Source organism: Micromonospora okii, assembly GCF_020884795.1.
GTDB classification, from domain to species: Bacteria; Actinomycetota; Actinomycetes; order Mycobacteriales; family Micromonosporaceae; genus Micromonospora; species Micromonospora okii.
This window is the reverse complement of sequence record NZ_BBZF01000013.1, coordinates 547,817-574,555: the sequence shown is the minus strand read 5'-3', so window position 1 is coordinate 574,555 and position 26,739 is coordinate 547,817. Positions and strand designations below refer to the sequence as shown.

At 75.4% G+C, this 26,739-nt stretch carries 29 protein-coding genes; 19 read left to right on the top strand and 10 right to left on the bottom strand.

Features of this window, described 5'->3' with window-relative positions:
* Positions 1 to 7: 7 nt before the first annotated feature.
* The 4 genes from LPU43_RS05735 (at position 8) to LPU43_RS05720 (ending at position 3,847) form a co-directional block, all read left to right on the top strand.
* Entirely contained in the window at positions 8 to 799 is a 792-nt protein-coding gene (locus tag LPU43_RS05735; RefSeq protein ID WP_229399160.1) for a glycerophosphodiester phosphodiesterase, read from the top strand.
* A 107-nt stretch (positions 800 to 906) separates the two neighbouring features.
* Positions 907 to 2,358, top strand: a complete 1,452-nt coding sequence (locus LPU43_RS05730; protein WP_229399159.1) for a sensor histidine kinase — start codon at positions 907 to 909, stop codon at positions 2,356 to 2,358.
* A gap of 36 nt (positions 2,359 to 2,394) precedes the next feature.
* Positions 2,395 to 2,844, top strand: a complete 450-nt coding sequence (locus tag LPU43_RS05725) for an ATP-binding protein (RefSeq protein ID WP_229399158.1) — start codon at positions 2,395 to 2,397, stop codon at positions 2,842 to 2,844.
* A 118-nt stretch (positions 2,845 to 2,962) separates the two neighbouring features.
* A complete protein-coding gene (locus tag LPU43_RS05720) occupies positions 2,963 to 3,847 on the top strand; it encodes a DUF5926 family protein (protein WP_229399157.1) in 885 nt (294 codons plus the stop codon).
* A gap of 60 nt (positions 3,848 to 3,907) precedes the next feature.
* On the opposite strand, the gene LPU43_RS05715 is transcribed toward LPU43_RS05720, so the two are convergent.
* Positions 3,908 to 5,116 (bottom strand): arginine deiminase, encoded by a 1,209-nt coding sequence (locus tag LPU43_RS05715; RefSeq protein WP_229399156.1) that lies wholly within the window; start codon positions 5,114 to 5,116, stop codon positions 3,908 to 3,910.
* Positions 5,117 to 5,280: 164 nt separating this feature from the next.
* Between LPU43_RS05715 and LPU43_RS05710 the strand changes: the two genes are divergently transcribed.
* The 5 genes from LPU43_RS05710 (at position 5,281) to pheA (ending at position 8,774) form a co-directional block, all read left to right on the top strand.
* Positions 5,281 to 6,018, top strand: a complete 738-nt coding sequence (locus tag LPU43_RS05710) for a hypothetical protein (RefSeq protein WP_229399155.1) — start codon at positions 5,281 to 5,283, stop codon at positions 6,016 to 6,018.
* Between the two features lie 180 nt (positions 6,019 to 6,198).
* Complete coding sequence (locus LPU43_RS05705; RefSeq protein ID WP_229399154.1) at positions 6,199 to 6,654, top strand: PAS domain-containing protein; 456 nt, start codon at positions 6,199 to 6,201, stop codon at positions 6,652 to 6,654.
* A 93-nt stretch (positions 6,655 to 6,747) separates the two neighbouring features.
* Positions 6,748 to 7,131, top strand: coding sequence for an ACT domain-containing protein (locus tag LPU43_RS05700; RefSeq protein ID WP_229399153.1), 384 nt, complete (start codon positions 6,748 to 6,750; stop codon positions 7,129 to 7,131).
* Between the two features lie 160 nt (positions 7,132 to 7,291).
* Positions 7,292 to 7,807 (top strand): hypothetical protein, encoded by a 516-nt coding sequence (locus LPU43_RS05695; RefSeq protein ID WP_229399337.1) that lies wholly within the window; start codon positions 7,292 to 7,294, stop codon positions 7,805 to 7,807.
* A 10-nt stretch (positions 7,808 to 7,817) separates the two neighbouring features.
* Entirely contained in the window at positions 7,818 to 8,774 is a 957-nt protein-coding gene (pheA, locus tag LPU43_RS05690) for a prephenate dehydratase (protein ID WP_229399152.1), read from the top strand.
* Between the two features lie 53 nt (positions 8,775 to 8,827).
* Here pheA and LPU43_RS05685 read toward each other — a convergent pair whose 3' ends face one another.
* The 3 genes from LPU43_RS05685 to LPU43_RS05675 form a co-directional block, all read right to left on the bottom strand.
* On the bottom strand, positions 8,828 to 9,547 hold the full coding sequence (locus tag LPU43_RS05685) for an AIM24 family protein (RefSeq protein WP_229399151.1): 720 nt from the start codon (positions 9,545 to 9,547) through the stop codon (positions 8,828 to 8,830).
* A 92-nt stretch (positions 9,548 to 9,639) separates the two neighbouring features.
* Positions 9,640 to 9,987, bottom strand: coding sequence for a metallopeptidase family protein (locus LPU43_RS05680; RefSeq protein WP_229399336.1), 348 nt, complete (start codon positions 9,985 to 9,987; stop codon positions 9,640 to 9,642).
* Between the two features lie 131 nt (positions 9,988 to 10,118).
* The gene (locus LPU43_RS05675; protein WP_229399150.1) at positions 10,119 to 10,550 is read right to left on the bottom strand and encodes an OsmC family protein; all 432 of its coding nucleotides are present in this window, start codon (positions 10,548 to 10,550) and stop codon (positions 10,119 to 10,121) included.
* A 151-nt stretch (positions 10,551 to 10,701) separates the two neighbouring features.
* Here LPU43_RS05675 and LPU43_RS05670 point away from each other — a divergent pair, with 151 nt between their 5' ends.
* From LPU43_RS05670 to LPU43_RS05660, 3 genes are all read left to right on the top strand, one after another.
* Complete coding sequence (locus LPU43_RS05670; RefSeq protein WP_229399148.1) at positions 10,702 to 11,487, top strand: hypothetical protein; 786 nt, start codon at positions 10,702 to 10,704, stop codon at positions 11,485 to 11,487.
* 285 nt (positions 11,488 to 11,772) lie between these two features.
* Entirely contained in the window at positions 11,773 to 12,594 is an 822-nt protein-coding gene (locus tag LPU43_RS05665; RefSeq protein WP_229399147.1) for an HAD family hydrolase, read from the top strand.
* Complete coding sequence (locus LPU43_RS05660) at positions 12,594 to 13,406, top strand: HAD family hydrolase (RefSeq protein WP_229399146.1); 813 nt, start codon at positions 12,594 to 12,596, stop codon at positions 13,404 to 13,406. The genes LPU43_RS05665 and LPU43_RS05660 overlap by 1 nt, the downstream gene beginning before the upstream one ends.
* A 35-nt stretch (positions 13,407 to 13,441) precedes the next feature.
* On the opposite strand, the gene LPU43_RS05655 is transcribed toward LPU43_RS05660, so the two are convergent.
* Positions 13,442 to 14,044 carry a bacterial proteasome activator family protein gene (locus tag LPU43_RS05655; RefSeq protein ID WP_229399145.1) on the bottom strand — a complete coding sequence of 201 codons (603 nt, stop codon included), beginning with the start codon at positions 14,042 to 14,044 and terminating at the stop codon, positions 13,442 to 13,444.
* 159 nt (positions 14,045 to 14,203) lie between these two features.
* Between LPU43_RS05655 and LPU43_RS05650 the strand changes: the two genes are divergently transcribed.
* Together LPU43_RS05650 and LPU43_RS05645 are read left to right on the top strand one after the other, a co-directional pair.
* Positions 14,204 to 15,001, top strand: a complete 798-nt coding sequence (locus LPU43_RS05650) for an alpha/beta hydrolase family protein (protein WP_229399144.1) — start codon at positions 14,204 to 14,206, stop codon at positions 14,999 to 15,001.
* Between the two features lie 79 nt (positions 15,002 to 15,080).
* A complete protein-coding gene (locus LPU43_RS05645) occupies positions 15,081 to 16,283 on the top strand; it encodes an ABC transporter substrate-binding protein (protein WP_229399143.1) in 1,203 nt (400 codons plus the stop codon).
* A gap of 24 nt (positions 16,284 to 16,307) precedes the next feature.
* On the opposite strand, the gene ddaH is transcribed toward LPU43_RS05645, so the two are convergent.
* The gene (ddaH, locus tag LPU43_RS05640; RefSeq protein ID WP_373321653.1) at positions 16,308 to 17,141 is read right to left on the bottom strand and encodes a dimethylargininase; all 834 of its coding nucleotides are present in this window, start codon (positions 17,139 to 17,141) and stop codon (positions 16,308 to 16,310) included.
* Positions 17,142 to 17,200: 59 nt separating this feature from the next.
* Here ddaH and LPU43_RS05635 point away from each other — a divergent pair, with 59 nt between their 5' ends.
* Both LPU43_RS05635 and LPU43_RS05630 read left to right on the top strand, forming a co-directional pair.
* Positions 17,201 to 17,656, top strand: coding sequence for an Lrp/AsnC family transcriptional regulator (locus LPU43_RS05635; protein ID WP_229399142.1), 456 nt, complete (start codon positions 17,201 to 17,203; stop codon positions 17,654 to 17,656).
* A gap of 43 nt (positions 17,657 to 17,699) precedes the next feature.
* Positions 17,700 to 19,652: a beta-propeller domain-containing protein gene (locus LPU43_RS05630; protein WP_229399141.1), complete on the top strand. Its 1,953-nt coding sequence runs from the start codon at positions 17,700 to 17,702 to the stop codon at positions 19,650 to 19,652.
* A gap of 67 nt (positions 19,653 to 19,719) precedes the next feature.
* Here the strand turns inward: LPU43_RS05630 and LPU43_RS05625 are convergent, their stop codons facing one another.
* The 3 genes from LPU43_RS05625 to LPU43_RS05615 all read right to left on the bottom strand — a co-directional run bounded on the left by LPU43_RS05625 (position 19,720) and on the right by LPU43_RS05615 (position 21,742).
* Complete coding sequence (locus tag LPU43_RS05625; protein WP_229399140.1) at positions 19,720 to 20,820, bottom strand: T3SS (YopN, CesT) and YbjN peptide-binding chaperone 1; 1,101 nt, start codon at positions 20,818 to 20,820, stop codon at positions 19,720 to 19,722.
* Between the two features lie 71 nt (positions 20,821 to 20,891).
* Positions 20,892 to 21,146, bottom strand: coding sequence for a DUF6457 domain-containing protein (locus tag LPU43_RS05620; RefSeq protein ID WP_229399138.1), 255 nt, complete (start codon positions 21,144 to 21,146; stop codon positions 20,892 to 20,894).
* Positions 21,143 to 21,742, bottom strand: coding sequence for an NTP transferase domain-containing protein (locus tag LPU43_RS05615; protein WP_229399137.1), 600 nt, complete (start codon positions 21,740 to 21,742; stop codon positions 21,143 to 21,145). Before LPU43_RS05615 ends, LPU43_RS05620 begins: the two co-directional genes overlap by 4 nt.
* A 103-nt stretch (positions 21,743 to 21,845) precedes the next feature.
* Between LPU43_RS05615 and fdhD the strand changes: the two genes are divergently transcribed.
* Together fdhD and LPU43_RS05605 are read left to right on the top strand one after the other, a co-directional pair.
* The gene (gene fdhD / locus LPU43_RS05610) at positions 21,846 to 22,697 is read left to right on the top strand and encodes a formate dehydrogenase accessory sulfurtransferase FdhD (RefSeq protein ID WP_229399136.1); all 852 of its coding nucleotides are present in this window, start codon (positions 21,846 to 21,848) and stop codon (positions 22,695 to 22,697) included.
* A gap of 114 nt (positions 22,698 to 22,811) precedes the next feature.
* The gene (locus LPU43_RS05605) at positions 22,812 to 24,113 is read left to right on the top strand and encodes a helix-turn-helix domain-containing protein (RefSeq protein WP_229399135.1); all 1,302 of its coding nucleotides are present in this window, start codon (positions 22,812 to 22,814) and stop codon (positions 24,111 to 24,113) included.
* Between the two features lie 94 nt (positions 24,114 to 24,207).
* Here the strand turns inward: LPU43_RS05605 and LPU43_RS05600 are convergent, their stop codons facing one another.
* The gene (locus tag LPU43_RS05600) at positions 24,208 to 25,707 is read right to left on the bottom strand and encodes a cellulose binding domain-containing protein (protein WP_229399134.1); all 1,500 of its coding nucleotides are present in this window, start codon (positions 25,705 to 25,707) and stop codon (positions 24,208 to 24,210) included.
* A 170-nt stretch (positions 25,708 to 25,877) separates the two neighbouring features.
* Between LPU43_RS05600 and LPU43_RS05595 the strand changes: the two genes are divergently transcribed.
* Positions 25,878 to 26,624, top strand: a complete 747-nt coding sequence (locus tag LPU43_RS05595) for a DUF1963 domain-containing protein (protein ID WP_229399133.1) — start codon at positions 25,878 to 25,880, stop codon at positions 26,622 to 26,624.
* Positions 26,625 to 26,739: the final 115 nt, after the last annotated feature.

Here is a 26,739-nt window from a genome sequence, read left to right as displayed (position 1 = left end):
GACGGGCATGGACGCCCCCCTCGTCTTCGCGCACCGCGGCTCCTCGGCCGACCTGCCGGAGCACACCCTCGCCGCGTACCTGCGGGCCCTCGACGAGGGCGCCGACGGGCTGGAGTGCGACGTCCGGCTGACCCGCGACGGTCACCTGGTCTGCGTCCACGACCGGCGGCTGGACCGCACCAGCAACGGCAGGGGCCGGGTCAGCGCCAGCACGCTCGCGGAGCTGGAGGCGCTGAACTTCGGCTCCTGGCACCCCGGCTGCCCGCCGGTGGACGGCGACGACCCGCCGGACGACCCGCACACCCGGCTGCTCACGCTGGAGCGGCTGCTCGACGCCGTGCTGGCCGCCGGCCGCCCGGTCCGGCTGCTGATCGAGACGAAGCACCCCTGCCGGCAGGCGGGGGACGTGGAGCGTCGCCTCGTGGCCCTGCTGCGCCGCTACGGCCTGGCCGAGCCGCGCGCCGACGCCCCGGTCCGGGTGACCGTCATGTCGTTCTCGCCGCTGGCGGTGCGCCGCGTCCACGCCCTCGCCCCCGGGCTGCCCACGGTGCTCCTACTGGACGTGCTGCCCCGCTGGCCACGGATCGGCGGGCTGCCGTTCGGCGCCCGGATCGCCGGCCCGGGGATCGGCCTGGTCCGGGCCCGCCCGCGGCTGCTGCCCGCGCTGCGGGCCGCCGGCCACCAGGTGTACGTCTGGACCGTCAACGAGCCGGCCGACCTGGAGCTGGTGCTCGACGCCGGCGTGGACGGGGTCATCACGGACCGGCCGGCGCAGGCGCTGGCCCGGTTGGGCCGATGAGCCGCCGCAACGGGGTCGTCCGCTGGCTCGCCCGGCCGGGTGGCGCACCGGGCGGGCCCGACCACGCGGGGGTGTCGGAGAACGGGCCGGCGCGGCACACTCGGGACATGCCGGAGCGCACCGACCTCGCCGCTCTGATCACCGGGCATGGCAGGGTTGTCGAAATGATCAACTCTGGTGAATCCGGCCTGCCGGTCCTCGCCCGGCTGCTCGACGTGGTCCAGCCGGCCATCGGGGCGACCTGCACGGCGTTCGTGGAGTTCGCGCCCACGGGCGGCCGGGTGATCGCCGCGACCGGCGACGCCGAGTGGGCCGTCGGGCGGCCCGTGCCGCCCACCGACCCGGCCACCGTCTGCCTGCTCTCCGGCCCCCGGGTCCGCGACATCCGGGTGGAGCGCATCCCGGGCCCGCTGGGCGTGGAGCTGGCCGAGCGCGGGCTGCGCCGAATGGTGGCCGCCCGGACCGAGATCGGCGGGCTGACGGTCGGCAGCCTGCACGCGTTCTACCCGGACGACGACCCGGGGACCGCCGGGCAGCACGAGGTGGTGGCGTACCTGGCCGCCTGCGTCGCGCACATGTACGGCGGTCAGAGCGGCCTGCCGGTGCACGGCGACGGGTCGGTGGTCGCGGCGCTGGCGGACGGTCTCGCCGTGGTCGACCGGGAGGGGTACGTCCGGCTCTGGAACCCCGCCGCCGCCCAGGTGACCGGCCGGTCGGTCCAGGAGGCGCTGCACCGCCCCCTGCCGTTCCCGCTCCCCCCGTCGGGGCAGGTCCTCGACCATCGGCTGCCCGAGGGGCGCTGGCTGAAGATCACCTCCGGGGAGCTGCCCGGCCAGGGGACGCTGCGGGTGGTCACCTTCCGCGACATCACCGACCAGCAGCTCCGCGACCAGGACCGGGACCTCTTCGTCGCGGTCACCAGCCACGAGCTGCGCACCCCGGTCACCGTCATCAAGGGGTACGCGGACACCCTCACCGACCACTGGGACTCGCTGACCGACTCGGACCGGCGACGGGCCGCCCGGGTCATCGGGCAGCGGGCCAACGACCTGGCCCGGCTGGTCGACCGGCTGCTCACCTCGGCCACCGAGGGCCGGCCCGGGGAGCCGGCGGTCCCGTTCGACCTGGCCGAGGCGCTGCGGGACGCGGTCGCGGACCTGCCGACCGACCTGCGTCGCCGGATCGTCCTCGACCTGCCGTCCGGTCTGCCCAGGGCGCTCGGCGGGCGGCACACCCTGGCCACGGTGCTCACCGAGCTGGGGACCAACGCCGAGAAGTACTCGCCGCCCGACTCACCCATCGAGATCACCGCCTCGGCCAACGAGGCGACCGTCTCGTTCCGCGTCTGCGACCGGGGCATCGGGATCCGGCCGGAGCACGTGGAGCGGGCGTTCGACCGGTTCTGGCAGGGCGAGTCCGGCGACCGCCGGCCGTACCCGGGGGCCGGCCTCGGCCTCTACCTCGTGCGCCGGATCGTGGAACAGCAGAATGGTTGGGTATCCCTCCGTCCGAGGCCGGGGGGCGGTACGGTCGCAGAGGTGCGGCTGCCGCGCGGCTGAGCGTCCGTGGGGAGCACGCCGGGAGAGGGAGCGACGGTGGCGGCAGGGCCGGTCGAGCGTTCGTGGTGCGTCGTGGTGCCGCACCATCCCACCGGCGCGCGCCTGGCCCGGCACCGGCTCGCCGCCGAGCTGGCCGACCTCGTCCCGGCCGTGCTCCTGGCCGACCTGGTGGCCGTCCTGGCCGAGCTGGTCGGCAACGCCGTACGGCACGCCGACCCGCTTCCGGGCGGGGTGATCCGGGTGGCCTGGCGGCTGCGCGAGATCCCCGGCGGGCGGCTCGTCCAGGTGCGGGTCACCGACGGCGGGGCGGCCGACGGGCCCCTGATGCGCGCCGCCGACCCGGACGCCGCCGACGGCCGCGGCCTGCACATCGTCTCCGGCCTGGCCAGCCGCTGGGGGGTCGAGCGGGACGGCCTCGGCCAAAGCGTCTGGGCCGAGTTCGACCCGGCGGGCACGCCCTGCCCCGACCTCGTCGCCGCCGGCTGACCTCTTCGGCCCGTTCCGACCCTCGCGCCACCCTGATCGCCACCGCCCCGCCCCGTCGCGGCCGGTCCGGGGCGGGTCGTCCCGCCCCCTCCAGCTCCGGCCTCTAGGCTGTGTCGCCGTGAGCAAGCGTCGAAAGAGCCAGCGCGCCGCCGAAGCCACCCCCAAGCGGGAGAAGGTACGGGACGTCTTCGTGCCCCGCCCCTTCGAGGGGCTGACCGACGAGCCGGAGTGGATCGCCCTGCGCGAGCTGGTCCCGGCCGCGTCCGCGCCGCTGCGGCTCGTCCCCGAACTGGTCGAGGAGCACGGCGACCGCCCGGTCACCCTGGCCACCGTGCTGCCGATGGCGGCCCCGGCGGTGACGAAGCCGGACGGCCGCGTCCTCATCGGGCTCCAGCGCCACCAGCAGTCCGGCGACGTCTCCCGGGACCTGGCCGAGGCCCTGCTGTGCGCGCTGCGCACCGAGCCGGGCAAGTCGGTGACGGTGCCGCCGCTGCCGGGTGTCGGCCCCCGGCTCCAGGACATCCTGGTCGACGGCCCGCTGGAGATCAGCATGCACGACGGGTTCGAGTTCTGGCTCGACCCGGGGGCCGCCGACGACCCGACGGTCCAGGCGTCCCTGGAGCGGGCCAACGCGGCGATCTACCCGACGGTGCGGCTGGCGGCGGCGCGGGCCGCGTACTGGTGCCAGGTGCCGGAGAAGGCGCACGTGCGCTGGGTGCTCCCGGACGCCGAGGACGCCGCCCTGGACGCGCTGGCGCGGCTGAGCGCCGCCGGCACGCTGCCCCTCGCCGGGAACACGAAGTTCGCCGGCATGTTCCGCGCGCACGGCCGCCTCGTGCCGGTCTGGGACCTGCCCGAGGACGTCCCGGCGGCCGAGTGGGAGGAGCCGGTGACGGAGTTCGCCAAGCGCTACGCCGAGGCCCTGGATGAGTCGCAGCCGCTGGACGCGGCGGGCCGCCGGGCGCGGCACGGCCTGCTCGGCCGCCAGCTCACGCTGCGCTGAGCCGCCGCAGGTTAGGAAGGGCCCCTTCCTATGCAGAATGCGTTAGCAGGGGGCCCTTCCTTACCGCTTCAGCGGTTCGCGGACCAGGGGGCAGGACATGCACCTCGGGCCGCCCCGCCCGGAGCCCAGCTCGGAGCCGGCGATCGGGATGACCTCGATGCCCGCGCGTTCGAGCTGGGCGTTGGTGCCGGTGTTGCGCTCGTAGCCGACGCAGAGCCGGGGCGCGAGGGCGAGGGTGTTGTTGCCGTCGTCCCACTGTTCACGCTCGGCGGTCACCGGGTCGAGGCCGGTGTCGATCACCCGGAGCTGGTCGAGGTCCATCGCGTCGGCGGCGGCCCGCAGGAACGGCGCGGGGCCGTCCACCTGCGGCTCGCCGTCCGGCCCGGCGACCACCGTGTACGCGGACAGGGCGTCCGCGACGTTCGCGTACATCAGCACGGCGTCGACGTCGACCATGGTGCAGATCGTGTCCAGGTGCATGGTGGCGCGCTCCTGGGCGATCGGGACCACCAGGATGGTGTGCGCCAGCCCGGCGGCGAAGACCTGCCGGCCGAGCCGCTCCGCGCCGGCGGGGGTGGTCCGCTCGCCGACGCCGACGGCGAGCACGCCGGGGGCGAGCAGTAGGACGTCGCCGCCCTCCAGGTGCTCCAGGCCGGGGTGGTAGACGAACTCGGTGCCGACGAACCGGGGGTGGTGGCGGTAGATGGCGTCGGTGAGCGTGGTCTCCCGGCGACGGGCCGGCATGGCCAGGCTGGTCACCGCCACCCGGTCCCCGATCCAGGTCGAGGAGTCCCGGGTGAACAGCAGGTTCGGCAGCGGGGCGATGACGAAGTCGTGCCGGTCCATCAGGGAGTAGACGAGCCCGCCCGGCCGCTCCGGGCTGATCCGCAGCTCCTCGTGGGCGAGCCCGGCGATGAGCACGTCGGCGAGGGTTGCCGGGTCGAGGTAGGCGAGGTGGTCGGCCACCCGGCGGCGCAGGGTGTCGCCGAGCCGGGGCGAGCCGAGCACCTGCTCGGTCAGCTCGGCGCGGGCCTCGGCGACGGCCAGCGTCTCGGTGAGCAGGGTGGCGAGGTGGAGCACCTCCACCCCGCGCTCGCGCAGCGCGGCGGCGAACGCGTCGTGCTCCTCCTGCGCGCGTCCAACCCATGGGATAGCGTCGAAGAGCAGGGAGTCGTTGTTCCGAGGGGTGAGTCGGGCCAGTTCCGGGCCGGGTCGATGCAGCAGCACCGTGCCGAGACGGCCGACTTCGCTGTCCACGTAGTGGGTCACCCGGCCTAGCGTAGGGCAGAGTTTGGCGGCATCCGGTAAAACGTGTGTGGGTGAATATGGCATTCATCCACACTCACTCCGGCGCTCCGACTTGCCGGGTACCCGGTGCGGCGACGTAGGGTAGTGAGGACATAACTTCGAGGGACCTTTTGCCGGAGGTCGCGATGACTGTCTTTCCCGCACGTCGAGCCGCGCCAACCCCGCGGGCACTGCCGCCCGTCACGGCGCCGCGCCCCGGGGAGGGTCCCGGGGCGCTCGAACCTGTGCGCCCGAACCCGCTGGAGTGGGCTCGCCGACGGCGCGCCGAGCGGGGCGCCCGCAGGTTGGAGGCGGCCGGCGCACGCGCGCTCGGCCGGCTCGACCACCTCGGGCCGGCGTGGCACGTCATCGAGTGGCCCCGCACCGACGCCTCCGACCTCCTCCTCGACCACGGTCAGGACGACCGGGCCGGGTTCCTCGCGATCGGGCCGGGCGGCCTGTTCGCGGTGACCATCGCCGATCACGGCCGGGCCCGGGTGCTGGTGGCGGGGGACGTGGTCCAGATCAACGGCAAGCGCCCGCCGTACGTGCAGGAGACCCGCCGCGACGCCAAGCGGGCGAGCAAGGTGCTCTCCGAGGCGGTGGGCCTGCCCATCCCGGTGACGCCGGTGCTGACCTTCGTCGGCTCCGGCGTCATCAGCGTGTACGGCCTGCCGAAGGACTGCCTCATGGCGACCCACCGCGAGCTGGACCGCCTGCTCGTGGCCGGGGGCAACCGGATCAGCCCGGTCACGGCCGAGAAGCTGGCCCGCGTCGCGCAGCACCCGGGCACGTGGATGAACGGCACGTACCGTCCAGCCGCCGACTACCGGTGGTACGAGGACGGCCGAACGGCGGCTGACAAGCCGGCCAACCGCCGGTAACGTCTCCGGCGACGCCACGCGGTCCGGTCGACACCCGGAGCAGCCACCGACCGCACCGTCGCCGGCCGCCCGGGTGAGGGAGATGTGTGATCACCGGCGACCCCGGCGGCCGAGCGAGGTCGGTGGTCGCCGTCACGACCGGCTGGCGTGGACAGACCGTCGGTGTACATAGGAGGCGCGGTGGCCCACGTCGAACTTTCGCTCTCGGACGTGTTCGTGCCCGCCGCCGACACACCGCTGGAGCAGGAGTGCGACAACTTCGTGCTGTGGTCCACCACCGTGTCCCACGCGGCCGAGCCCTGCCTGCTGATCGACGCCGACACCCGCATCGTCGCGGTCTCGGCGGCCGGCTGCGAGCTGCTCTGCCTGAGCTGTCCGGAGGACGTGATCGGCCTCCCGCTGCTCGACGGCTGCCTGCGCCTGCTCGACTTCACCGCCAACCGGGGCGAGCTGACCGAGCAGGAGACCGACAAGATCCCGCCGTTGCTCGCCCTGCACTCGAAGCGGCTCGCCCGGGGGCTGCTGCGGGTCCAGGCGGCGGCGGGCCGGACGGACCCGACGGTCGACGCCATCTCCACGCCGGTGCTGGCCGACGGCCAGGTTGCCGGTTCACTCACGTTCTTCTCCGAGGTCTGATTCCCTCATCGCGTGCCTGACCTGGACGAATGTGTCCTTCGCCGCACCTTTCGGGGCTGTGGCGAGCCCCCACCGAGGCCGTAGGGTTCCCTCATGCTCGATGTCGCTCTGCTGCCGGGGGAGTACGCGGTGTGTCGGTTTGCCGCCGACTCCACCCTCCGGCCCGCCCTCTGGGGCGAGCTGGGCGACGCCGAGGTGGTCAGCGTGAGCTGGGCGGCCGACGGGGTCTCGGTGATCTGCCCGGCCGCCCGCGCGCCGGCCGACGCCGAGACCGACTGGCGCTGCCTGCGGGTCGTCGGCCCGGTCGGCCAGGCGGTGACCGGCTCCCTCGCCGCGCTGGTCGGCCCGCTGGCCCAGGCGCGCGTCGAGGCGGTGGCGTTCTCCACGTACGACACCGACCACGTGCTGGTGCCCGCCGTCCGGCTGGCCGAGGCGACCGCCGCGCTGCGCCGGGCCGGTCACCGCGTCCTCGATTGAGGGGTCGTCCCCGCCACCGTGGGCCTTCCACCGCCGCGTCGGGGGCTCCTACGATGGGCTCGGCCACCCGGCCGCAACGATGCTCACCGATGAGGATCGGCTCGTGCCGCCTGACCCACCGCGCCCCGGGGTGCCCCGCCGGCCGTCCGGCGCGGGCGCCCTGCTCGTCGTCGTGTCCCTGACCGCCGCGCTCGCCGGCTGCGGCACGCCGCCGGAGCTGCGCGGGCCCGCCCCGAGGGCCGCCGCCACGGCAGCCGGTTCCTCCGTCCCGCCCCCGCCCGCCGCCCCCACCGCTCCCGCAGCTCCGCCGGCGGCGACCACCCCGCCGGCCGCTCCGCCGACCAGTGCCGGCACCGACCTGGTCGCCGTCCCGTGCCGCAACGGCCCCTCCGGCGACCGGGTGATCGCGCTGCTGCGCGGCTCGCGCGGGGTGCTGCCGCCCTCGGTCCGGGTACGGGTGCGCACCGGCCCGCTCTGCGCCGGCGAGTGGCAGTACACGGTGCTCCGGGTGTCCGGGCACGAGGAGCTCCAGGTGGTGACCCGGGGCAGGCCCGGCGCGTTGCGGCTGGTCACCGCCGGCACCGACGTCTGCACCATCGAGGTGCGGGTGACCGGCCCGACCGGCATCCGGGCACTCGCCTGCGACCCCGTCCCGGGCGGCGTGCCGGGTGCGTAGGCTGGGCGGCATGCCCGGCACACCTCCCACCCGCTTCGTCTACCTCGGTCCCGAGGGCACCTTCGCCGAGCAGGCGCTGCGCACGGTGCCGGCCGCCGAGCGGGGCACCCGCACCCCCGCCCGCAGCGTCGGCGAGGCGCTGGAGGCCGTACGGGCCGGGGACGCCGACGCGGCCCTCGTGCCGCTGGAGAACTCGATCGGCGGCGCGGTCGGGGTGACCCTGGACGAGTTGGCCGAGGGCGACCCGCTGGTGATCACCCGGGAGGTGATCCTGCCGGTCCAGTTCGTGCTCGGCGCCCGCGCCGGGACGTCCCTGGCGTCGATCCGCTCGGTGGCCGCCCACCCCCAGGCGTCCACCCAGTGCCGGGGCTGGCTGCGCGCGTGCCTGCCCGACGCGATCGTGGTGGACGTGCTCTCCAACGGCGCCGCGGCGGCCGGGGCGGCGAACGGCGAGTACGACGCGGCGGTCTGCGCCCCGATCGGGGCCGCCCGGCACCGGCTGGCGGTGCTCGCCGAGAAGATCGCCGACCACCCCGACGCGGTGACCCGGTTCGCCCTGTTCTCCCGCCCGGGCCCGCCCCCGCCCCCCACCGGGGACGACGTGACCTCGCTGGCCGTCTACATCGCCCACGACCGGGTGGGCGTGCTGCTGTCGGTGCTCATGGAGCTGGCCGTGCGCGGGGTCAACCTGACGCGGATCGAGTCCCGCCCGACGGGCGAGGCGCTGGGCCGGTACGTCTTCTTCCTCGACTGCACCGGCCACGTCGCCGACGTCCGGCTCGGGGAGGCGTTGCAGGGGTTGCGCCGGGTCTGCGCGGACGTGCGCTTCCTCGGGTCGTACCCCCGGCACCGCTGGGCCGAGACGGCGGGCGACCGGCCGGTCCCCGCGCCCGCCGGCCTCTCGGACGCCGACTACGCCGACGCGGCGGCCTGGCTGGCCCGGCTGCGCGCCGGCGAGCTGAGCTGAGCCGCTGAGCTGAGCCGCTGAGCCGGGCCCGGGGCGCGGGCCGGGCGAGCGGGTCAGCTCAGCAGGTTGCCGAGCAGGCCGCCCTGCTGCTCGGTGCCGCTGCCCTGGATCGGCGGCTCCTCGGACGGCTGCACCACCACGAAGCCCTGGCCCGCGAAGCTCATCGTGAACGCCTCGCCGGTGGTGCGGCCCAGCAGGGTGCCCAGGCCGAACTGCTCGGCCCGGTGGTAGCCGGTCTGGAGGTTGGCCGACCAGCAGACGACAGCCTGGGGGTCGACGTAGGTCGGCGCGTCGACGTTGAGCACCACCGGGGCGCCCTTGGTGGTGATCGCGATCTTGCCGTGGCCGGTGAAGACGCAGTTGAACAGGCCGGACGAGGAGGCCATCCCCGCACCGTTGACCATGCGGACGTCGTACTGGAGGGTGGAGTCGAAGGCCAGCACGCTGGAGCCGTTGATCGACAGCGCGTCGCCCGGCTCCAGGTCGATGATGTGCACGTCCTTCGCGAAGTCGGCGAGGAAGACGTCACCCCGGCCGCTGAGCTTCATCAGCGGGACGCCCTCGCCGGTGAGCTTCTGCTTGAGGAACTTGCCCAGGCCGCCGGAGCCGAGCGCCTGGAACTGCACCTGCCCCTGGTAGGCGACCATCGACCCGACCCGGGCCATCGCCTCGCCGTTCAGCTCGATCTTCAACATCTTGGAGTTCTGTAGCCGCAGACCGGGCTGGGCGGACTCCTTCTCCAGGTTCTCGGCGGAGAACAGCGCGCTGCGCATCGAAGTGCCTCCTGACGTGGGTTCCTGTCCGGCAGCGTAGGAGGCCGGCGCAACCGCCGGAGGCCGGGCGGGCGGGGCCGGAGCGCCCCGGCTCAGCCCCAGCCGAGGTCGTGCAGCCGCTCGTCGTCGATGCCGAAGTGGTGGGCGATCTCGTGCACCACCGTCACCGCCACCTCGTCGACGACGTCGGCCTCGCTGTCGCAGATCCGCAGGATCGGGTGGCGGTAGACGAAGATGCGGTCCGGCAGGACGCCGGAGTAGTCCCAGCCGCGGTCGGTGAGCGCGTGCCCCTCGTAGAGGCCGAGCAGGTCCTCCTCGCCCGGGGGCGGGTGGTCCTCGACCAGGATCACCACGTTGTTCATCAGCCCGAGCAGCTCCTCGGGGACCTCGTCGAGGGCGTCGCCGACCAACTCCTCGAAGCGTTCCCGGCTCATCTCCACCGCCACGCCCCCATTCTCCCCGAGGCGACCCTCCGTCCGCGCGCCCGAGACCCCCGGGTACGGGGAAGCCCCCACCCGGCGCGGATGGGGGCTCGTCCGTTCCCGGCCGGGTGCCGCCCGGCCGCGAGGGGTCAGGAGGCGAGGCGGGCGGTGAGGCTGATCTGGGCGCCCGGGGAGAGCAGCCGCGAGATCGGGCAGTTGTCCTTGGCGCCCTCGGCCAGCTTGGTGAACTGCACCTCGTCGAGGCCCGGCGCCTGGCCGACCGTCTCCAGGTCGATCCGGGTGACGGTCATCCCCGCGTCGGTCTTGTCGAAGTGCACCTTGGCGGTGGTCTCGACCCAGGTGCCGGTGACGCCGGCGTCGGCGAGCTGCTTGGACAGCGCCATCGAGAAGCAGGAGGCGTGCGCGGCCCCGATCAGCTCCTCGGGGTTGCTCCCCTCGCCCTCCTCGAAGCGGGACGCGAAGGAGTAGTTTCCCTGGAGCCCGCCCTTGCCGGTGCGGAGCGTGCCGGAGCCCTCGGCGAGATCGCCCTGCCAGCGCGCGGAAGCGGTACGAATAGGCATGACCCGACGCTAACCGAAACTCGGGCGGCGGGCGACCCCATCGCCTGACCGCCCCCCTCGGCACCGCTCCCGGGCGGGCCGCGTTCCCGGCCGCGCGGTGTGGGCTGTGTCATGATTCCGCTCAGGCCCGTGGACGGCGAAGGGGTGGCCGATGTCCCAGGATCCCCCCATCCCCCGGCAGGACAGCCGCGCCGAGAGCACCTCCGTCGTGGAGTGGGGCGGCTCCGAGCCCGCGCCCCCGGGGCAGGTCGGCCGCTCGCTGGGCGGCCTCGGGCGGGACGCCCGGCTGCCCCTGGTGCCGGCCGCCCTCGGCGCGGCGGCGGCATTCGCCTCGCTGGTCGGCGAGTGGCTGGTGATGACCGTGCCGAACGGCGGCCCGGAGGGCAGCACCACGATGCGGGTCCCGGGCGGGGTGTCCGACGTCGGCGGCCTCGGGGTGGGCTACCTGGTGGGGCTGTTCGCGCTGGTCGTGGCGGTGGCCTTGGCCCTGCGCGGCAGCGCCGCCGTGCGGCGCGACGCCCGGGTGGCCGGCCTGGCCCTGTCGGTGGCCCTGCTCGCCGTCCTCGCCGCCACGGCGTTCTCGCTGGACGACTCGGGCCAGCGGACCCTCTTCTACTCCTCGGAGGACGGCTTCCGGGTCGAGTACGGCCGGGGGCTCGTGATGGCCTTCGCCGCCTGCGCGCTGCTCGCGGCGGCGCTGCACCTCGCCGGCCGCGCCGACGCCGGGCGGCCGGAGACCGCGCGGCCGGACGCGGGCGGGCCCGGGCCGGAGAGCGCGCCGGCCGAGCAGGCGGAGGCTGCGGACCCGGAGCCGCTCCGCCGGGGTCGGCGCGGGGGCGCGTCCCGGTCGGGCGACGACGCCGGGCTGCCGCCCGCCCCGGCCGACCTCACGGTCCAGCCGACCACGCCCTTCGCCCGCCCCGACCGGCCCGCCTGACCGACCCTCCACCCGGCCGCCCCATGCCGGCCCTTGACCGACCGGCCCGACCGCCCCGGGCCGCCCCTCCACCGACTGCCCTGACCTTCGGCCCGGCCCTCACCCGACCGGCCTGACCGCCTCGGCCGACCCGACCCGGGCGGGCGCGCGGGCGGCCCGGTTCGGCGGGAAAGCCGTGGTGGGGGCCCGGGAAGCGAGGTACGGTTGCTGCCCGCCGTCACTGCCGGTCGAGGCACCGACGACCGAACGAAGGGCTGGCGCGACGGCGGCGGGCAAGGAGGAGCCATGACCCGCCCGGGGCTGCCCAAGCTCATCGCCACCGACCTCGACGGCACGCTGGTGCGCAGCGACGAGACCGTCTCCGCGTACACGCACGAGGTGCTGGACCGGGTGCGGGCCGCCGGGATCCCGGTGGTCGGCGCGACCGGCCGGGGCCCCCGCCTCGCCGAGATGACCCGCAACGACATCCGCGCCGCCGACTTCCTGGTGATGGCCGGCGGGGGTCGGGTGGTCGACCAGAGCGACCCGGCCGGCCCGCTGGTGCTGCGCGACGAGCGGCTGCCCCGCGAGACGCTGGTCCGCCTGCTCGCCGCGCTGGAGGCCGAGGTCGGCCCGCTCACCGTGATGGTCGAGGCGTCCGACGAGCCCGACGCCCCGCTCTGGGGCGACTACCACCCGAGCTGGCCGTACCCCGAGCTGTTCCAGGCCCGCCCGCGCGAGGAGTGCCTCGCCGGCGACGTGATCAAGGCGTTCGCCCGGACCGCCGACCACGACCCGGACGCGCTGCTGGCCGTCGCCCGCCGGATCGTCCCGCCGGAGGTCGCCGCGTTCACCCAGTCCGGGCTGGGCTTCATCGAGATCTGCCCGCCGGGGGTGGACAAGGCGTCCGGTCTGACCGTGGTGGCGCAGCGGCTCGGGGTGGACCCGGCCGACGTGCTGGTCTTCGGCGACATGCCGAACGACCTGCCGATGTTTGAGTGGGCGGGGTGGGCCCGGGTGGCCGTCTCCAACGCCCACCCGGCGGTCCGGTCCGCCGCCGACGAGGTCACCCTGCGCAACGACGACGACGGGGTGGCGATCTACCTGGACCGACTACTCTCCCGCTGATGGGAGAGACACCTCGGCTGGTCGCCACCGACATCGACGGCACCCTGCTCGGCGACGAACGCACCATCAGCCCCCGCACCCGGGACGCGCTGGCCCGGATGTCCGCGCGGGGCACGCCGGTCGTGCTGGTCACCGGCCGCCCGATCCGCTGGCTCAGCCTCGTGTACGAGCAGCTCGCCGAGCCCCTGCCGGCGATCTGCGCCAACGGGGCGGTGGTGTACGACCCGGCGGCCGACGAGGTGCTGCGGGCCGACCCGCTGGCCCCCGAGCTGCTCGCCGAGGTGGCCCGGCGGCTGCGCGCCGAGGTGCCGGGGGTCAGCTTCGCCGTCGAGGTCGTCGACAGCCGCGAGATGCGGCACGAGGCGGCGTACCCGCTGCGCTGGGACGCCGACGAGGACCTGATCCGGATGGTCGCCTCGCCCGAGGAGCTGCACTCGGTGCCGGCGGTGAAGCTGCTGGCCCGCGCCGGTGAGCAGGACCCGGACGCGTTCGTCCAGGTCGTCGCCGGGGCGCTGCGCGGGCTGGCCGAGGCGACCCACTCGTCGTACTCGGGGCTGGTGGAGATCTCGGCGGCCGGGGTGACGAAGGCGGCGGGGCTGGCCTGGTACTGCGCCCGGCTCGGCGTCGACCAGGGCGACGTGCTGGCCTTCGGCGACATGCCCAACGACGTGCCGATGCTCACCTGGGCGGGCCGGGGCGTGGCGGTGGCCAACGCGCACCCGGCCGTCCTGGAGATCGCCGACGAGGTGACGTCGGCGAACTCGGAGGACGGCGTGGCCGCGTACCTGGAGAAGGTCTTCGGGGTGGGCTGAGCGCCGGGCCGACGGCGGCCCGGCGCTCCCGGTGCTCAGAGGTACTGGCCGGTGCTGGGCCCCTCGCCGGTCGGCGGCTGGCCCATGCCGGGCATGCCCGGCATCATCCCGCCCGGGCCGCTGGGCAGCGCCGGACGGCCGGAGCGCATCTGCTCCAACTGCACCCGGGCGGCCATCTGCTGGGCCACCAGGGCCGCCTGGATGCCGTGGAACAGCCCCTCCAGCCAGCCGACGAGCTGGGCGTGGGCGATGCGCAGCTCGCCCTCGCTCGGCGCCTTCTCCTCGGTGAAGGGCAGCGAGATCCGCTCCAGCTCGTCGCGCAGCTCGGGGGCCAGGCCCTCCTTCAGCTCGACGATCGAGCGCTCGTGGATCTCCCGCATCCGGTGCCGGCTGGCGTCGTCCAGCGGGGCGGCCTTGACCTCCTCCAGCAACTGCTTGATCATGCTGCCGATCCGCATCACCTTGGCCGGCTGCTCGACCAGGCGGGTCGGGTCCTCGTTCGCGGCCTCGTCGGTCTGCACGGTGCCGACCGGGCGGCCGTCCGGGCCGACCACCACCACCATGCCGGATCGTCCGGTGCCGTCCCGGCCCGGCTCCTCGTCACTTCCAGCGGAATGCGCTTCGGTCATGCGTCCCATCCTCTCCCAGGGAACGGGCCGGACGCTCGCCGGGAGCGGGTCCGGTCGTCGGACCGCGCCACCGTCGCGGCATGAGCGGGTCCGACCGGGTCGGGCGGGGCGGCACCGTCACGGCACGAGCGGGTCCGGCCGTTCGGACGCGGGCGCTACCGTCGCGGCATGTCCGCCGACCCCCGCGCCGTGCTCAGCCGTCCCGCCCCCGCGCCGGACGCCACCGTCGCCTACGGCGAACACCCGGACCAGGTCGCCGACCTGCGCCGCCCGGCGGGCGACGGCCCGGCCCGGCCACTGGTCGTGGTGGTGCACGGCGGCTTCTGGCGGGCCGAGTACGACCGTGGTCACACCGGCCCACTCGCGGCGGCGCTGGCCGCGCTGGGGCACCCGGTCGCCCAACTGGAGTACCGGCGGACCGGGCAGCCGGGCGGTGGCTGGCCGGGCACCCTGACCGACGTGCTGGCCGGGGTGGCGGCGCTGCCCGGGCTGGCCGCGCCGGTGCTGGGCGACCGGCTGCGTCCCGGCCCGCCGCTGCTGGTCGGCCACTCGGCCGGCGGCCACCTGGCCCTGTACGCCGCCTCCTCCGCCCCGGCCACCGTCGCCGGGGTGCTGGCGCTGGCCCCGGTCGCCGACCTCGCCGAGGCGTACCGGCTGGACCTGGACTCGGGCGCGGTGGCCGCGCTGCTCGGCGGCGGCCCGGCGGAGCACCCGCAGCGGTACGCCGCCGCCGACCCCCGCCTCCGGCTGCCGCTGTCGACACGGACAGTGATCCTGCACGGACTCCTGGACCGGCAGGTCCCGGTGACGATGAGCCGGTCCTACGCCGCCGCGGCCCGGGCGACGGGGAGCCCGGTCCGGCTCGTGGAGCTTGCCGGGTGCGAGCATTTCGGACTCATCGACCCAGAGTCGCCCGGGTGGCCAGAAGTGGGCCGTGCGCTGGGATTATTGCAGCTTGATCACTGATCATTGACGCAGCGTCGCGGAGCGGGTAGGAACGCCGATGGGCGGGGTATCTGCCCTGCTCAGCTCCGGAAGGATCTCGGTGTCCCAGATGAACCGCAGGCGGGCCCTCCAACTGTTGGCCGCTCTCGGCACCACCGGCCTGACCGCCGCCTGCGCCTCGGACGGCGACGAGGAGTCGGCCCCTGTCGGCAACCCGGTCAAAATCGGTCTCATCGCCCCCCAGACCGGGGCATACAAGACCATCGGCGACGAGATCATCAACGGGTTCCAGCTCTATCTCGACCTCCACGACGGGCGGCTCGGTGGGCACCCGGCGACCCTGCTGACCGCCGACGAGGGCGAGACCGCCCGCAGCGGCAACGAGGCCGTGGCCAGCCTGCTCAAGCAGGGCGCGCTGGCGCTCACCGGGGTGGTCAACTCGACCGTCATGGTGGGCATCCGGGACACCGTGGAGAAGGCCCGGGTGCCGCTGATCGGCTCCAACGCCTCCCCGAAGAACCTCCAGAGCGTCGTCTACATCTGGCGCACCTCGTACGTGCTGGACGAGCCGGGCCGGGCGCTCGCGCCGTACGTGGCCCAGCGGCTGCCCGCCGGCAGCCGCGTCGCCATCATCGCGCCGGACAGTCTCGGCGCGCGGGACGTGGTCGATGGCTTCCAGGCCCGCTTCGGCTCGGCCGGCAGGGCCGATCCGCGCATCGCCGACCCGGTGGTCTGGACCGACGCCACCCTCGCCCCGCGCGGCAGCGCCTACGCCGCCGACATCCGGCGCGCGCTGGCCCGCAAGCCCGACGCGATCTTCTGCCACTTCGCCGGCCCGGCTGCCGTGCAGTTCATCAAGCAGCTCCACCGGGAGGGGTACAAGGGGCCGATCTACGCCCCGGGCTTCCTCACCGAGGGCACGGTGCTCAACGAGGTGCGGGAGGCGGAGTCGGGCAACATCGTGACCGCCCTGAACTACTCCGCCGATCTCAACAACACCGCGAACCGCACCTTCGCCTCGGCCTACCGCAGGACGCACGGCGCGTCCCCGACCACCTACGCGATGGCGTCGTACGACGCGGCGCAGGTGCTGGACAAGGCGATCCGGCTGGCCGGGTCGAACCCCAGCCCGCAGCAGGTGAACCTGGCGCTGGGCAAGGTCGGCCAGATCGACAGCCCGCGCGGGGCGTGGCAGTTCAACCAGCCGCGCACCCCGCAGCAGAAGTGGTACCTGCGGCGGGTCCAGCGCGACGGCCAGGTGCTCTCCAACGTCCTGATCAACGAGCTGGCCACGCTCGGCTGAGCGCGTCGACCGGTCAGGGACCGGTCAGGCGCGCAGCTCCCCCACGCAGCACTTCACGCTGCCGCCGCCCTTGCGCAGCTCGGTCAGCTCCACCGGGACCGGGGTGTAGCCGGCGGCCCGGAGCCGGCCGGCGAGGCGGGTCGCCTCGGCGTCGAGGACCACGTTCGCGCCGTCGCTGACCAGGTTCAGGCCGAAGGCCAGCGCGTCGGCGTCGTCCGCCACGACCGCGTCGGGGAAGAGCTGGGCGAGGACCTTCTGGCTGGCGGCGGAGAAGGCCCCCGGGAAGTACGCGATGTTGCGGTCGTCGATCGCCCCGAGCGCCACGTCGAGGTGGTAGAAGCGCGGGTCGACCAGGCGCAGCGACACCACCGGGCGGCCCAGCGCCTCCTGCGCCTCGGCGTGCGCGGGCAGTTCGGTGCGGAAGCCGTGGCCGGCGAGGACCAGCCCGCCGTACGCCTCCGGTAGGTACGCGAAGTCGCCCTCGCCCTCGTTGGTCTCGTTCGGGGCGACGAACCGCCAGCCCCGCCCCTCGTGGAAGGCGCGGTGCGGGGCGGCCTCGGCGGTGCGCTGCTCGTGCCGGAACCGGGCGCCGTAGACCGCCCCGTCGACCGTGAACGCGCCGTTGGCGGCGTACACCATGTCGGGCAGGCCGGGCTCGGGGGCGAGCAGGTGCACGTCGTGGCCGAGGTCGAGCAGGGCCTCGCGCAGGCGGCCCCACTGCTTCACCGCGAGCTGCGCATCGACGGGGGTGCCGAGGTCCATCCACGGGTTGATGGCGTACTCGACCGCGAAGTGCTCGGGCGAGCACATGAGGTACGTCCGCTTCCGCGCGACTCGCTGCTGGTCCACGGTGACCAAGAGTAGGTAGCCTGGAAGTTTCGGAACAGCCAGAACCATTGCTTCCTGAGGGCGGAACGTTGCAGATCGACGCGGTTGACCAGCGAATCATTGCGCTTCTGGTGGCGGACGCGCGCGCGTCGTACGCGGACATCGGCAGTCGCGTGTCACTGTCCGCTCCCGCCGTGAAGAGGCGGGTCGATCGGCTGCGCGCCGCCGGGGTGATCAAGGGATTCACGGCCGTCGTCGACCCGGCCGCCGTCGGCTGGACGACGGAGGCGTTCGTCGAGCTGTTCTGCGCCGGGCGGACCACCCCCGCCCAGATCGGCGTGGCCGTCCGCCGGCACCCCGAGGTGGTCGGGGCGTACACGGTCTCCGGGGAGGCCGACGCGCTGGTGCACCTGCGCGCGGCCGACATCTCCCACCTGGAGGAGGCCCTGGAGCGGCTGCGCGCGGAGTCGTTCGTCACCTCCACCCGCAGCACCATCGTGCTCTCCCGCCTCGCCGAGTCCCCCGGCGTCGGCCCCTCGGTGTAACCCGGCCCGGAACCGGATCGGGGCAGTCCGCGTCGAACCGAGCATGACTCGGGGAACGGTCACCGCCGCGGCCGGCACGCTGGCCGCCCTGACGCTGCTGGCCGGCAGCGCCGCGATCCCGCCGCGCCGCGCGGCGGAGCCGCCGGCCGGCACGCTCCGGCTGGTCGCCTTCGACACCTGCGCCGACGCGCTGGCCCGGCTCCGCGCGGCGGCCTCCGCCTCGGTCGGGCCGTGGGGCTTCCAGGCCGGCTGGCGCACCGGCATCGCGCCGGACCTGGTGGGCGGGCCGGCGGGGGCACCCCTCACCCGGGAGGGCGCGCGGGCTGCGGGTGGGGCGGCCGAGCACTCCGGCACCAACATCCACGAGCCCGGGGCCGACGAGCCGGACCTGGTCAAGACCGACGGCCGGCGGATCGTCACGGTCACCGGGGGCGTGCTGCGGGTGGTGGACGCGGCGACCCGCCGGGCAACCGGGCGGCTGGACCTGACCGGGGACGCCCGGCGGTTCGGCACGCCGGAGGGCAGCCTGCTGCTGCACGGTGACCGGGCGCTGGTGCTGCTCGGGTCGGCGCCGGACGCGCCCGGAGCGCGACCCGGCGGTCGGCCCGCCGAGCCCGGCCGGCCCGCCGGGGCGCGCTCCGGGCCCCGGCTGTTCCTGGTGGACCTGGCCGGGCGGCCGACGCTCGCCGGGACGTACCGGATCGACGGGAACCTGCTCGACGCGCGGCTGACCGGCCCCACGGCCCGGGTGGTGGTGCGCTCGCGGCCCCGGCTGGAGTTTCCCGACCTCGGCGAGGGGGCCACCGACGCGCAGCGGCTGGCGGCGAACCGCACGGCCGTCGCGCGGGCCGGCCTGGACGCCTGGCTGCCGGCGTACGACTGGACGGTGGGCGGCAGCCCGACCGGGAACGGCGACCGGGCCGGAAGCGGCGATCGGCGCGGCGACGGCCGGGTCGGCTGCGACCGGCTCAGCGCCGCGCCCGACGCCACCGGCACGGCCGTGCTGACCGTGCTCAGCTTCGACCTGGCCGCCGGCCGCCTCGGCGACGGCGACCCGGTCAGCGTGGCCGGCGACGCGGACACCGTCTACGGCACCGCCGGCAGCCTCTACCTCGCCGGGGAGCGGAGGCGACCGGGCCAGCTCCGCCCGCGCGGCGGGTTCGGCCCCGACGCGACCGACCCGCCGGCCACCGCGATCCACCAGTTCGACACCAGTGGTCCGGGCCGCCCCCGCTACCTGGCGTCGGGGACGGTGCCGGGCGTGCCGATCAACCAGTACGCGCTGTCGGAGTGGCGGGGGCACCTGCGGGTCGCCACCACCACCGGCGACGACTCGGGCCCCCGGCCGGCGACCGAGTCCGCCGTGTACGTGCTGGCCCGCCGGGGCGACACCCTGGTCCGCGCCGGCACCGTCGGCGGGCTCGGCCGGGGCGAGCGCATCCACTCGGTGCGCTACCTCGGCCCCACCGGCTACGTGGTGACCTTCCGGCGCACCGACCCGCTCTACGCGCTCGACCTGACCGACCCGACCGCGCCCCGGGTGACCGGCGAGCTGAAGATCACCGGGTACTCGGCGTACCTGCACCCGGTGGGCGAGGGGCGGCTGCTCGGAGTCGGCCAGGAGGCGGACGCCGAGGGGCGGGCGCAGGGCCTCCAGGTCTCCCTCTTCGACGTCGCCGATCCGGCCCGGCCCACCCGGCTGGCCCGCCACCACGTCCCCGGGCTCACCTCGGCGGCGGAGTTCGACCCGCACGCCTTCCTCTACGACGCCCGGACGGGCCTGCTGGCGCTGCCGGTCCACGACGGCTCCGTACGCCTGTTCCGGGTCGCCGGCGCGGGCCTGGAGCCGGTCGGCGCGGTCGACCATCCGGGCGACCTGCCGGTCACCCGCTCGCTGCTGGTCGGCGGGGTGCTCTGGACCGTCTCCGACGGCGGGCTGCGGGCCGACGACCCGACCGACGTGGCCGCCGGAACCTGGCTGCCGGCCGACGGCTGACAGTTCGTCGGTCCAGTGCTGTCGGGTCGTCGGCCCAGAGGCTGGCAGGTCGTCGGGGCGGGCGTCGTCAGAGGTACATGCCGGTGCGGTGCTCGTCGGTGTCCCGCCGGCCGGGCTTGTCGCCCTCGCCGAAGAAGCGCTTCCCGCCGAACTCGCCGTGCAGCCGGTCGTCCAGCTCGTCGGCGAGGCCGGTCATCACCTGCACGGCGAGCATCAGGTGGGTGGCCTGGAAGTCGCGGCCGAAGACCGGGATCGACGCCCAGACCGTGTCGTCGGCGCAGTACAGCCGCCCGATCGGCATGCGGTTGGTCAGCTCGGACAGCTTCACGTAGAGCCGTTCGGTGGGCTCGACCTCCGTGAGCACCGGCGAGAAGACGTCCACCAGGGGCGGGTTGTCGCGCACCCGGACGAAGACCATCGCCGACCCGGCCCGGATGTTGATGTCGCCGTCCGAGTCGACCTGCAACCGGTCGGGCTCGGACTTGAGCATGGTGGAGACCACCGTGCGTACCCGCTCGGCCAGGGCGAGCACGTCGCTGGCCGCCGTCTTGGCCCCGGCGGCGGCCAGCGCCTCGTCCAGGTCCGCCTCCACGTCCCGGTCCGGGCCGAACTCGCTGCGCGCGGTGCCCATCGGCCCCACCGGCAGCGGCTCCCCCTCGGCGTCGTGCACCAGGTAGACCAGGAACGCCGGGTGCGGCGCGCCGTACACGTCCCGCAGGGTGCGGGAGAGCAGCGCGGCCAGCCGGGTCGCCTCGGCGGCGTCACCCTCTAGGCCGAAGTGCTCGCCCGAGCCCTCGACCACGCCGGGCGGCGACCAGCCGAGCGCGATCATGCCGGCGACGGCGGACCGGTCCAGCCGGTACCCCTGCGGAAGGGTCGCGTTGCCGACCGCCCGCGCCGAGAGCCGCCCGTCGTCGCCGAGGTCGACGCTGATCGAGTAGATGGCGTCGCCGGTGCCCGAGGCGGTCGGGTCGAGGGTCAGCTCGACGTGCGCCCCGGGGGGCAGCCCGCGCAGCCGCTCGGCGAGGGCCCGGGCGAACTCCTGCCAGGCCTCGGTCACCTTCGCCCTCAGGTCAGCCGTGGTCGACTCGTCGAGCAGGATCGGCTCGTGCTCGGGCCGCCCGCCGGGCGCGTCTCCATCCGGTGCCGAGGGGTGGCCTACCGTCATGATCGCCTCCGTCCGTCACGGTCACCCTACCCACGCGGGCGGTCGCGCGAATCGGCCCGATCGTGCGGGGATCAGGCGGGCGGGCGGTCGCCCAACTCGACGGGCCAGGCGCCGGCCAGGTCGCTGAGCCTCCCGGCGGCGACCGCCGGATCGGCCCCCCGCCCCACGGCCAGCCCCAACAGGTACGCGGTGACCGGCGCGCCCGGGCGCACGACCTGGTGCGCGACGTCCTTGGCCAGGTCGAGCACGGCCGACACCGGCACCCCGGCCGGGTCGAGACCCAGCTCCGCGCAGGCCGCCGTCACCCAGTCGTCCAGCACCGTCATCGCGCCCACTCCTCCGCCCGGCGTACGTCCTCGTCAGTGTCGCAGTCGAACCAGGGCGGCGGGCCCGGGCCGGACCAGGGCACCTCGCGCACGGCCAGCCCGGCGAGCAGCGAGCGCACCGACGCCCCGTCGAGCGTGCCGCCCCGGGCGGCGGCCAGCCGGTCGAGCGCGGCCCGCAGCGGGCCGAGCCGCCACACCCCGCAGAGCTGCTGCCGCCGGCCCTCGCGGTCGACGAGGCACGCGCCGTCCACCGTCGGGTCGGCGAGCCGGCCGCGCAGCACCCCCACCGCCTCCCGGGTGAGCAGGGGCAGGTCGGCGGCGAGGAGGGCGACGGTGGTCGTGCCGGCGGGCAGCAGGGACAGGCCCGCGGCGGCGGCGGCGACCGGCCCGCCGCCCGGCGGCTCCTCCCGGGTCAGCCGTACGCCGGGCGGCACCGGGCCGTCCGGGCCGACCAGGACCCGCACGTCGGCGTCGGCGACGGCGTCCAGCACCCGCTCGCGCATCGACCGGCCGCCCACCGCCAGCCCGGTCTTGTCGACGCCGCCCATCCGGCGCGCCGACCCGCCCGCCAGCACGACCGCCGCCCAGCCCGTCACCCGGTCACCGTACCGCCGCCGGGTGCCGGCGGCCTCCCGCGCGGCCTGCCCCGACTCGACCGGTTGCGTGGCACCGGCCCGGGCGTTCGGGCAGGATTGCGGGATGGGACGGGCGACTGACCGGCGGAAGGTGCTCCGCATCGACCTCGACGCGGCCGACCCGTCCCGCGTCGCCGTGCGCCGGCCGGACAGCCTCGCCGTCGAGGAGCCGCTGGAGATCCGGGTCGGGCCGGGCGGGCCGGGGCGGCGGCGACCGCTCGCCGTGACCATGCGCACGCCCGGCGACGACCTTGACCTGGCGATCGGGTTCCTGCTGACCGAGGGGCTGATCCGCTCGGCGGCCGACGTGCACACCGCCCAGCTCTGCGCGGGCGCGGAGACGCCGAACACGTACAACGTGGTGGACGTGGTGCTCGCCCCCGGCGTGCCGGAGCCGGCCACCGACCCGGCCCGGAACTTCTACACCACCAGCTCGTGCGGCGTGTGCGGCAAGGCCAGCATCGACGCCGTGCGGACCCGCTCCCGGTTCGCCGTCGCCGACGACCCGCTGACCGTGCCGGCCGCCCTGCTGGCCGAGCTGCCGGACCGGCTGCGGGCGGCGCAGCGCAACTTCGACCGCACCGGCGGGCTGCACGCGGCGGGGCTCTTCACCGCCGAGGGCGAACTGGTGGTGCTGCGCGAGGACGTCGGCCGGCACAACGCCGTCGACAAGGTGGTGGGCTGGGCCGTCCGCCAGGAACGCCTGCCGCTGGCCGGGCACCTGCTGCTGGTCTCGGGGCGGGCGAGCTTCGAGCTGACCCAGAAGGCGTGGATGGCCGGCGTGCCGCTGCTCGCGGCCGTGTCCGCCCCGAGCAGCCTGGCCGGGGAGCTGGCCGAGGAGGCGGGGATGACGCTGGTCGGCTTCCTGCGCGGCCGGACGATGAACGTCTACGCGGGCGCGCACCGCCTCGCGTAAGGAGGCCCCCGCCGCGCATCGGTCGTTATGGCGAGGCTCACGCCATGCCGCCCCCCGCGATCGGGAGCCCTGTGCCACGATCGACGCACGCTCCGTGAAGACGAACGTGAACGTGTGGGCGGTTTGTGGGGGAACATGCGCGTCGCCGTACCGCAGCGCGGCGGCTTCGGGCAGGTGCTCAGGGACCTGCGCGACAGCCGCCGCCTGACCCAGGAGGAACTGGCGGAGGCGTCCGGGTCCAGCGTCCGGACCATCCGGGAGATGGAACGAGGCCGGGTCCGTACGCCCCAGCGGCGTACCGTCGCGCTGCTCGCGGACGCGCTCGGCCTGGCCGGCGCGGACCGCGACGGCTTCCTCGACCTGGCCCGCGCGCAGCGCTGCCCGCCGGGGCCCACGGCCCGCCCGCCGCTGCCGGCGGTTCCCTCGGAGCTGCCCGCTGCGGTCCCCGAGCTGGTCGACCGGGAGCCGGAGCTGGCCGCGCTGACCCGCCTCGCCGCCGGGGTGACCGACGGCAGCGCCACCACCTCCTCCGTCGTCGTGCTGCACGGGCCGCCCGGCATCGGCAAGGGCAGCCTCGCGGTCGCCGCCGGGCACCGGCTCGGCGGCGGTTTCGGCGACGGTCAGCTCTTCGTCGACCTGCGCGGCACCGCGCCGGCCGGCCCCGTCGACCCCGCCGAGGCCCTCGCCGGGCTGCTCCGCTCCCTCGGGTTGCCCGAGGCGGGGATACCGGGCCCGGCGGAGCAGCGGGGCCGGCTGTTCCGCACCCTCACCCACGAGCGGCGGCTGCTGATCGTGCTGGACGACGCCGCCGACGAGGCCCAGGTCCGCCCGCTGCTGCCGGCCGGGCGGCACTGCCTGACCCTGGTCACCAGCCGACGCGCGCTGACCGGGCTGACCGGCACCGTCCGGGTCCCGCTCGGCCTGCTCGCCCCGGACGCCGCCCGGAGGCTGCTCGCCTCCATCGCCGGCCCGGAGCGGCTCGCCGCCGACCCGACCGGCACGGACGAGTTGGTCGAGCTGTGCGGCCGGCTGCCGCTGGCGATCCGCGTCGCCGGGAACCGGCTGGCCAGCCGGCCCGGCTCGCCGGTGGCCCAGCTCGTCGCCCGGCTCCGCGACCCGGGGCGGCGGCTGGCCGAGTTGGCCACCGGGGATCTCGACGTGCGCGCCGCGTTCGACGCCTCGTACCGTCGGCTCGGCCCCACGGCGGCCGGGGTCTTCCGGCGGGCGTCCCTGCTCCACGGCCCGGAGTTCGACGCCGCGCTGCTCGCCACGGTCACCGGCGCGACCGCCGAGGTGGCGGCGGCCTGCGCCGAGGAACTGGTCGACGCGGGCCTGCTGCTCGCCCGCGAGGACCGGTACGGCTTCCACGGGCTGGCCCGCGTCTACGCCCGCGACCGCCTCCGCGCCGAGGGGTAAGCAAGGGTGCCTCGTCAACGCCTGCGGAACAGAGCCGCAGGTGGGCCCCGCCGGGTGCCCGCCCGACGGGGCCCACCTGGGGTGGGAGGCAGGTTCAGGAGCAGGCGGCGCCGTTCAGGGTGAACGGCGCCGGGTTGGTCGCGGGCCCGCTCGCGGTGAACCCGAAGCTGACCGAGCCGCCGGACTGGATCGTCGCGTTGTACGACTCGTTGGCCACCGTCACCGCCGGGCCGGTCTGCTGGAACACGCCGTTCCAGCCCCCCTGGACGAGCTGACCGCCGCCGTACGTCCAGCCCACGGTCCAGTTGTTGACCTGCGGCCCGTCGTTGTAGACGGTGACGGCGGCGGTGTAGCCGTTGGCCCACGAAGCGGTCACCGTGAAGGAGATTCGGCAGGTGGCGGCCGTGCCGGTCACCGGCACGATGTCGCCGAAGTCGTCGCGGGCGGTGGCGAAGTCCTGGAACCCGAAGCCGGGGCCGGCCGAGCGGGTGGTGGTGCCGGCGGCGAGGACGGTGCCGTCGGAGTTGACCGCGTACACCGGGCCGCCGCTGTCACCACCGCGGGCCGAATCGTCCCCGTCGAGCTGGGTCGCCTCGACCAGGTCCTCCCGGTCGGTGTAGTGGAACTGCACCTCCAGGTCGCAGATCGGGCCGCCGAGGACCCCGGCCGACGTCGCGCCGGACTGGCAGAGGAGCTGGCCGGGGAAGACCTGGGTCCACCCGACCACCCGGGCCCGCGCGTTGTCGTTCGAGCCGCCGACGTAGATCCAGCCGCCGGCCGACGGGGTGGCGATCAGCATCGTGTCGTGGTCGACGTTCCTGTGGGTCTGCACGCCGATCGGCTCGCCCTGGCCGTCGCTCCACTGCGCCCCGATCGCGCCGCAGTGCCCGGCGCTGAGCAGGTGGTTGGTGCCGGCGGCCACCTCGCGTACGCCGAAGCCGATCGAGCAGCCCGCGCCCGAGTCGTTCCAGATCCGCGCCCCGCCGCTCCACGGCGCGGAGTCGTCCTCCCGGGACCGGGGAACCAGCCGCTCCTGCTGCACGACGGTCGTCCGCACCCCGGTCCGGGGCAGTTTCGGCAGCGCCGCGTCCGCGTCGTCTACGACGATCTCCAGACCGGAGCCGTCGGTGCGCAGCCGCACGTCGTGGGCGGCGTCGCCCGCGTCGCCGTCCACCACGGGGGCGATCCGCTCGGCGGCGGCGGCCAGCTCCGCCTTGGCGTACGCCGCAGGGGTGACCTCGACCGGCGCGATCCGGCGGGCGACGGCCACGGCCGAGGCGATGTCGGCCGGCAGCTCCCCCTTCCACCAGAGCGCGACGTGGTCGCCGACCAGCCCGATGCCGGCGTACCCGCGCGCCGGGCCGCGCTCGACGGCGGCCCGCAGGCCGGTCGCCGCGTCGACCAGCGGCACCTGCGCCGCCATCCGGGCCCGCGTGGCGGCCGGGATCAGGTCGAGGATCGCGGCGTCGCCCGCCTTCGCGGCCGGGCCGGCCTGCGCGCGGGCGGGAACCGCCGCCGGTCCGGCGAGGGCGGTGGCACCGACGAGCGCCCCTGCCGCCAGGAGGCGGGAGGTCACCTTCCAGGTCTGTGTCATGACGCAGAGTCAATCGGCGGTGCGGTCGGCGGCCCAGGCAGGAGGCCCGGCAGGAGACTCCTGCCGGGTGTCCTGCCGGTGTCAGCGCCCCCAGGACACCGGGCGTCCCCGGCGTCCACACCGGACAAGCCCGGAAAGCCTGGCGCAAAGAAGCCTGCCACAATGCGGCCGTGAACGAACTGGAGGCGTTTCGAGCCGCCGCCCGGCAGAAGGACATGCCCGACGACGCCGTCGACTGGTGGCTGCGACTCGCGCGCCCCTGCCTGCGGCTGGAGAAGGACGACAGCGGCCCGGTCGTCGGGCACTTCGGCGGCAGGCCGGCGCTGCCCGCCTCGGTCGCCTGGCCCGAGGACTGCGTCCACCTGGCCTCGATCGACCTCGCCGCGATCCCCCGCGACGCCCACGACCTGGACCTCCCCAGGGACGGCACCCTCGTCTTCTTCTCGGTGACGGACTCGGTGCCCGACATCGGGCAGGTGGTCCACGTGCCGGCCGGCACGGCGGTCACCGAAGCCGAGCCGCCCGCCAGCACCGCCACGGTGTACGACCGCATTCCGCTCAGCGGCAGCCCGGACTGGAGCCTGCCCGAGGCGCCCTGGATGAGCCTCCGCTACGCGGGGGAGAACCGCGACGACGCGCGGCTCTACCGGGAGCTCGTGTGGGATCTCGGGTACGACGATCGCGGCGACGAGACCGTGGCCGTCCTCGGTGGGTTCGGCACCTCGAACACCGGCGGTCTGGGCATTCCGGTCACCCCCGAGACCGAGGTGCTGCTGGTCGAGTTCCACCTGGCCGACGACCTGGTCGGCGAGGACTTCGAGACCGACTACGCCACCCTCTTCTACGTGATCACCCGTGCCGACCTGGCCGCTCACCGGTTCGAAGGGGTGTCGCTGGCCTCCGACTTCCACGGCTGACCACGCCCGCCCCGGCCGAGCGCCGCTACCCCGCAGCGCCGGCATGCCCACGCGGACCCGTGGGGGCGGCGCCCCGCAAGGGCAGAGCCGGGGGTACGCCGTCGAAGCCCGCCCG

Excerpts from the sequence above, each read along its gene's own strand:
- LPU43_RS05665 (WP_229399147.1), top strand. The coding sequence starts at position 11,773 with ATGACCCGCCCGGGGCTGCCCAAGCTCATCGCCACCGACCTCGACGGC.
- LPU43_RS05630 (WP_229399141.1), top strand. The coding sequence starts at position 17,700 with ATGACTCGGGGAACGGTCACCGCCGCGGCCGGCACGCTGGCCGCCCTG.
- LPU43_RS05710 (WP_229399155.1), top strand. The coding sequence starts at position 5,281 with ATGACTGTCTTTCCCGCACGTCGAGCCGCGCCAACCCCGCGGGCACTG.
- pheA (WP_229399152.1), top strand. The coding sequence starts at position 7,818 with ATGCCCGGCACACCTCCCACCCGCTTCGTCTACCTCGGTCCCGAGGGC.
- LPU43_RS05600 (WP_229399134.1), bottom strand. The coding sequence starts at position 25,707 with ATGACACAGACCTGGAAGGTGACCTCCCGCCTCCTGGCGGCAGGGGCG.
- LPU43_RS05620 (WP_229399138.1), bottom strand. The coding sequence starts at position 21,146 with ATGACGGTGCTGGACGACTGGGTGACGGCGGCCTGCGCGGAGCTGGGT.
- LPU43_RS05625 (WP_229399140.1), bottom strand. The coding sequence starts at position 20,820 with ATGACGGTAGGCCACCCCTCGGCACCGGATGGAGACGCGCCCGGCGGG.
- LPU43_RS05730 (WP_229399159.1), top strand. The coding sequence starts at position 907 with ATGCCGGAGCGCACCGACCTCGCCGCTCTGATCACCGGGCATGGCAGG.
- LPU43_RS05735 (WP_229399160.1), top strand. The coding sequence starts at position 8 with ATGGACGCCCCCCTCGTCTTCGCGCACCGCGGCTCCTCGGCCGACCTG.
- LPU43_RS05700 (WP_229399153.1), top strand. The coding sequence starts at position 6,748 with ATGCTCGATGTCGCTCTGCTGCCGGGGGAGTACGCGGTGTGTCGGTTT.
- LPU43_RS05655 (WP_229399145.1), bottom strand. The coding sequence starts at position 14,044 with ATGGGACGCATGACCGAAGCGCATTCCGCTGGAAGTGACGAGGAGCCG.
- LPU43_RS05650 (WP_229399144.1), top strand. The coding sequence starts at position 14,204 with ATGTCCGCCGACCCCCGCGCCGTGCTCAGCCGTCCCGCCCCCGCGCCG.
- LPU43_RS05660 (WP_229399146.1), top strand. The coding sequence starts at position 12,594 with ATGGGAGAGACACCTCGGCTGGTCGCCACCGACATCGACGGCACCCTG.
- LPU43_RS05685 (WP_229399151.1), bottom strand. The coding sequence starts at position 9,547 with ATGCGCAGCGCGCTGTTCTCCGCCGAGAACCTGGAGAAGGAGTCCGCC.
- fdhD (WP_229399136.1), top strand. The coding sequence starts at position 21,846 with ATGGGACGGGCGACTGACCGGCGGAAGGTGCTCCGCATCGACCTCGAC.
- LPU43_RS05670 (WP_229399148.1), top strand. The coding sequence starts at position 10,702 with ATGTCCCAGGATCCCCCCATCCCCCGGCAGGACAGCCGCGCCGAGAGC.
- LPU43_RS05675 (WP_229399150.1), bottom strand. The coding sequence starts at position 10,550 with ATGCCTATTCGTACCGCTTCCGCGCGCTGGCAGGGCGATCTCGCCGAG.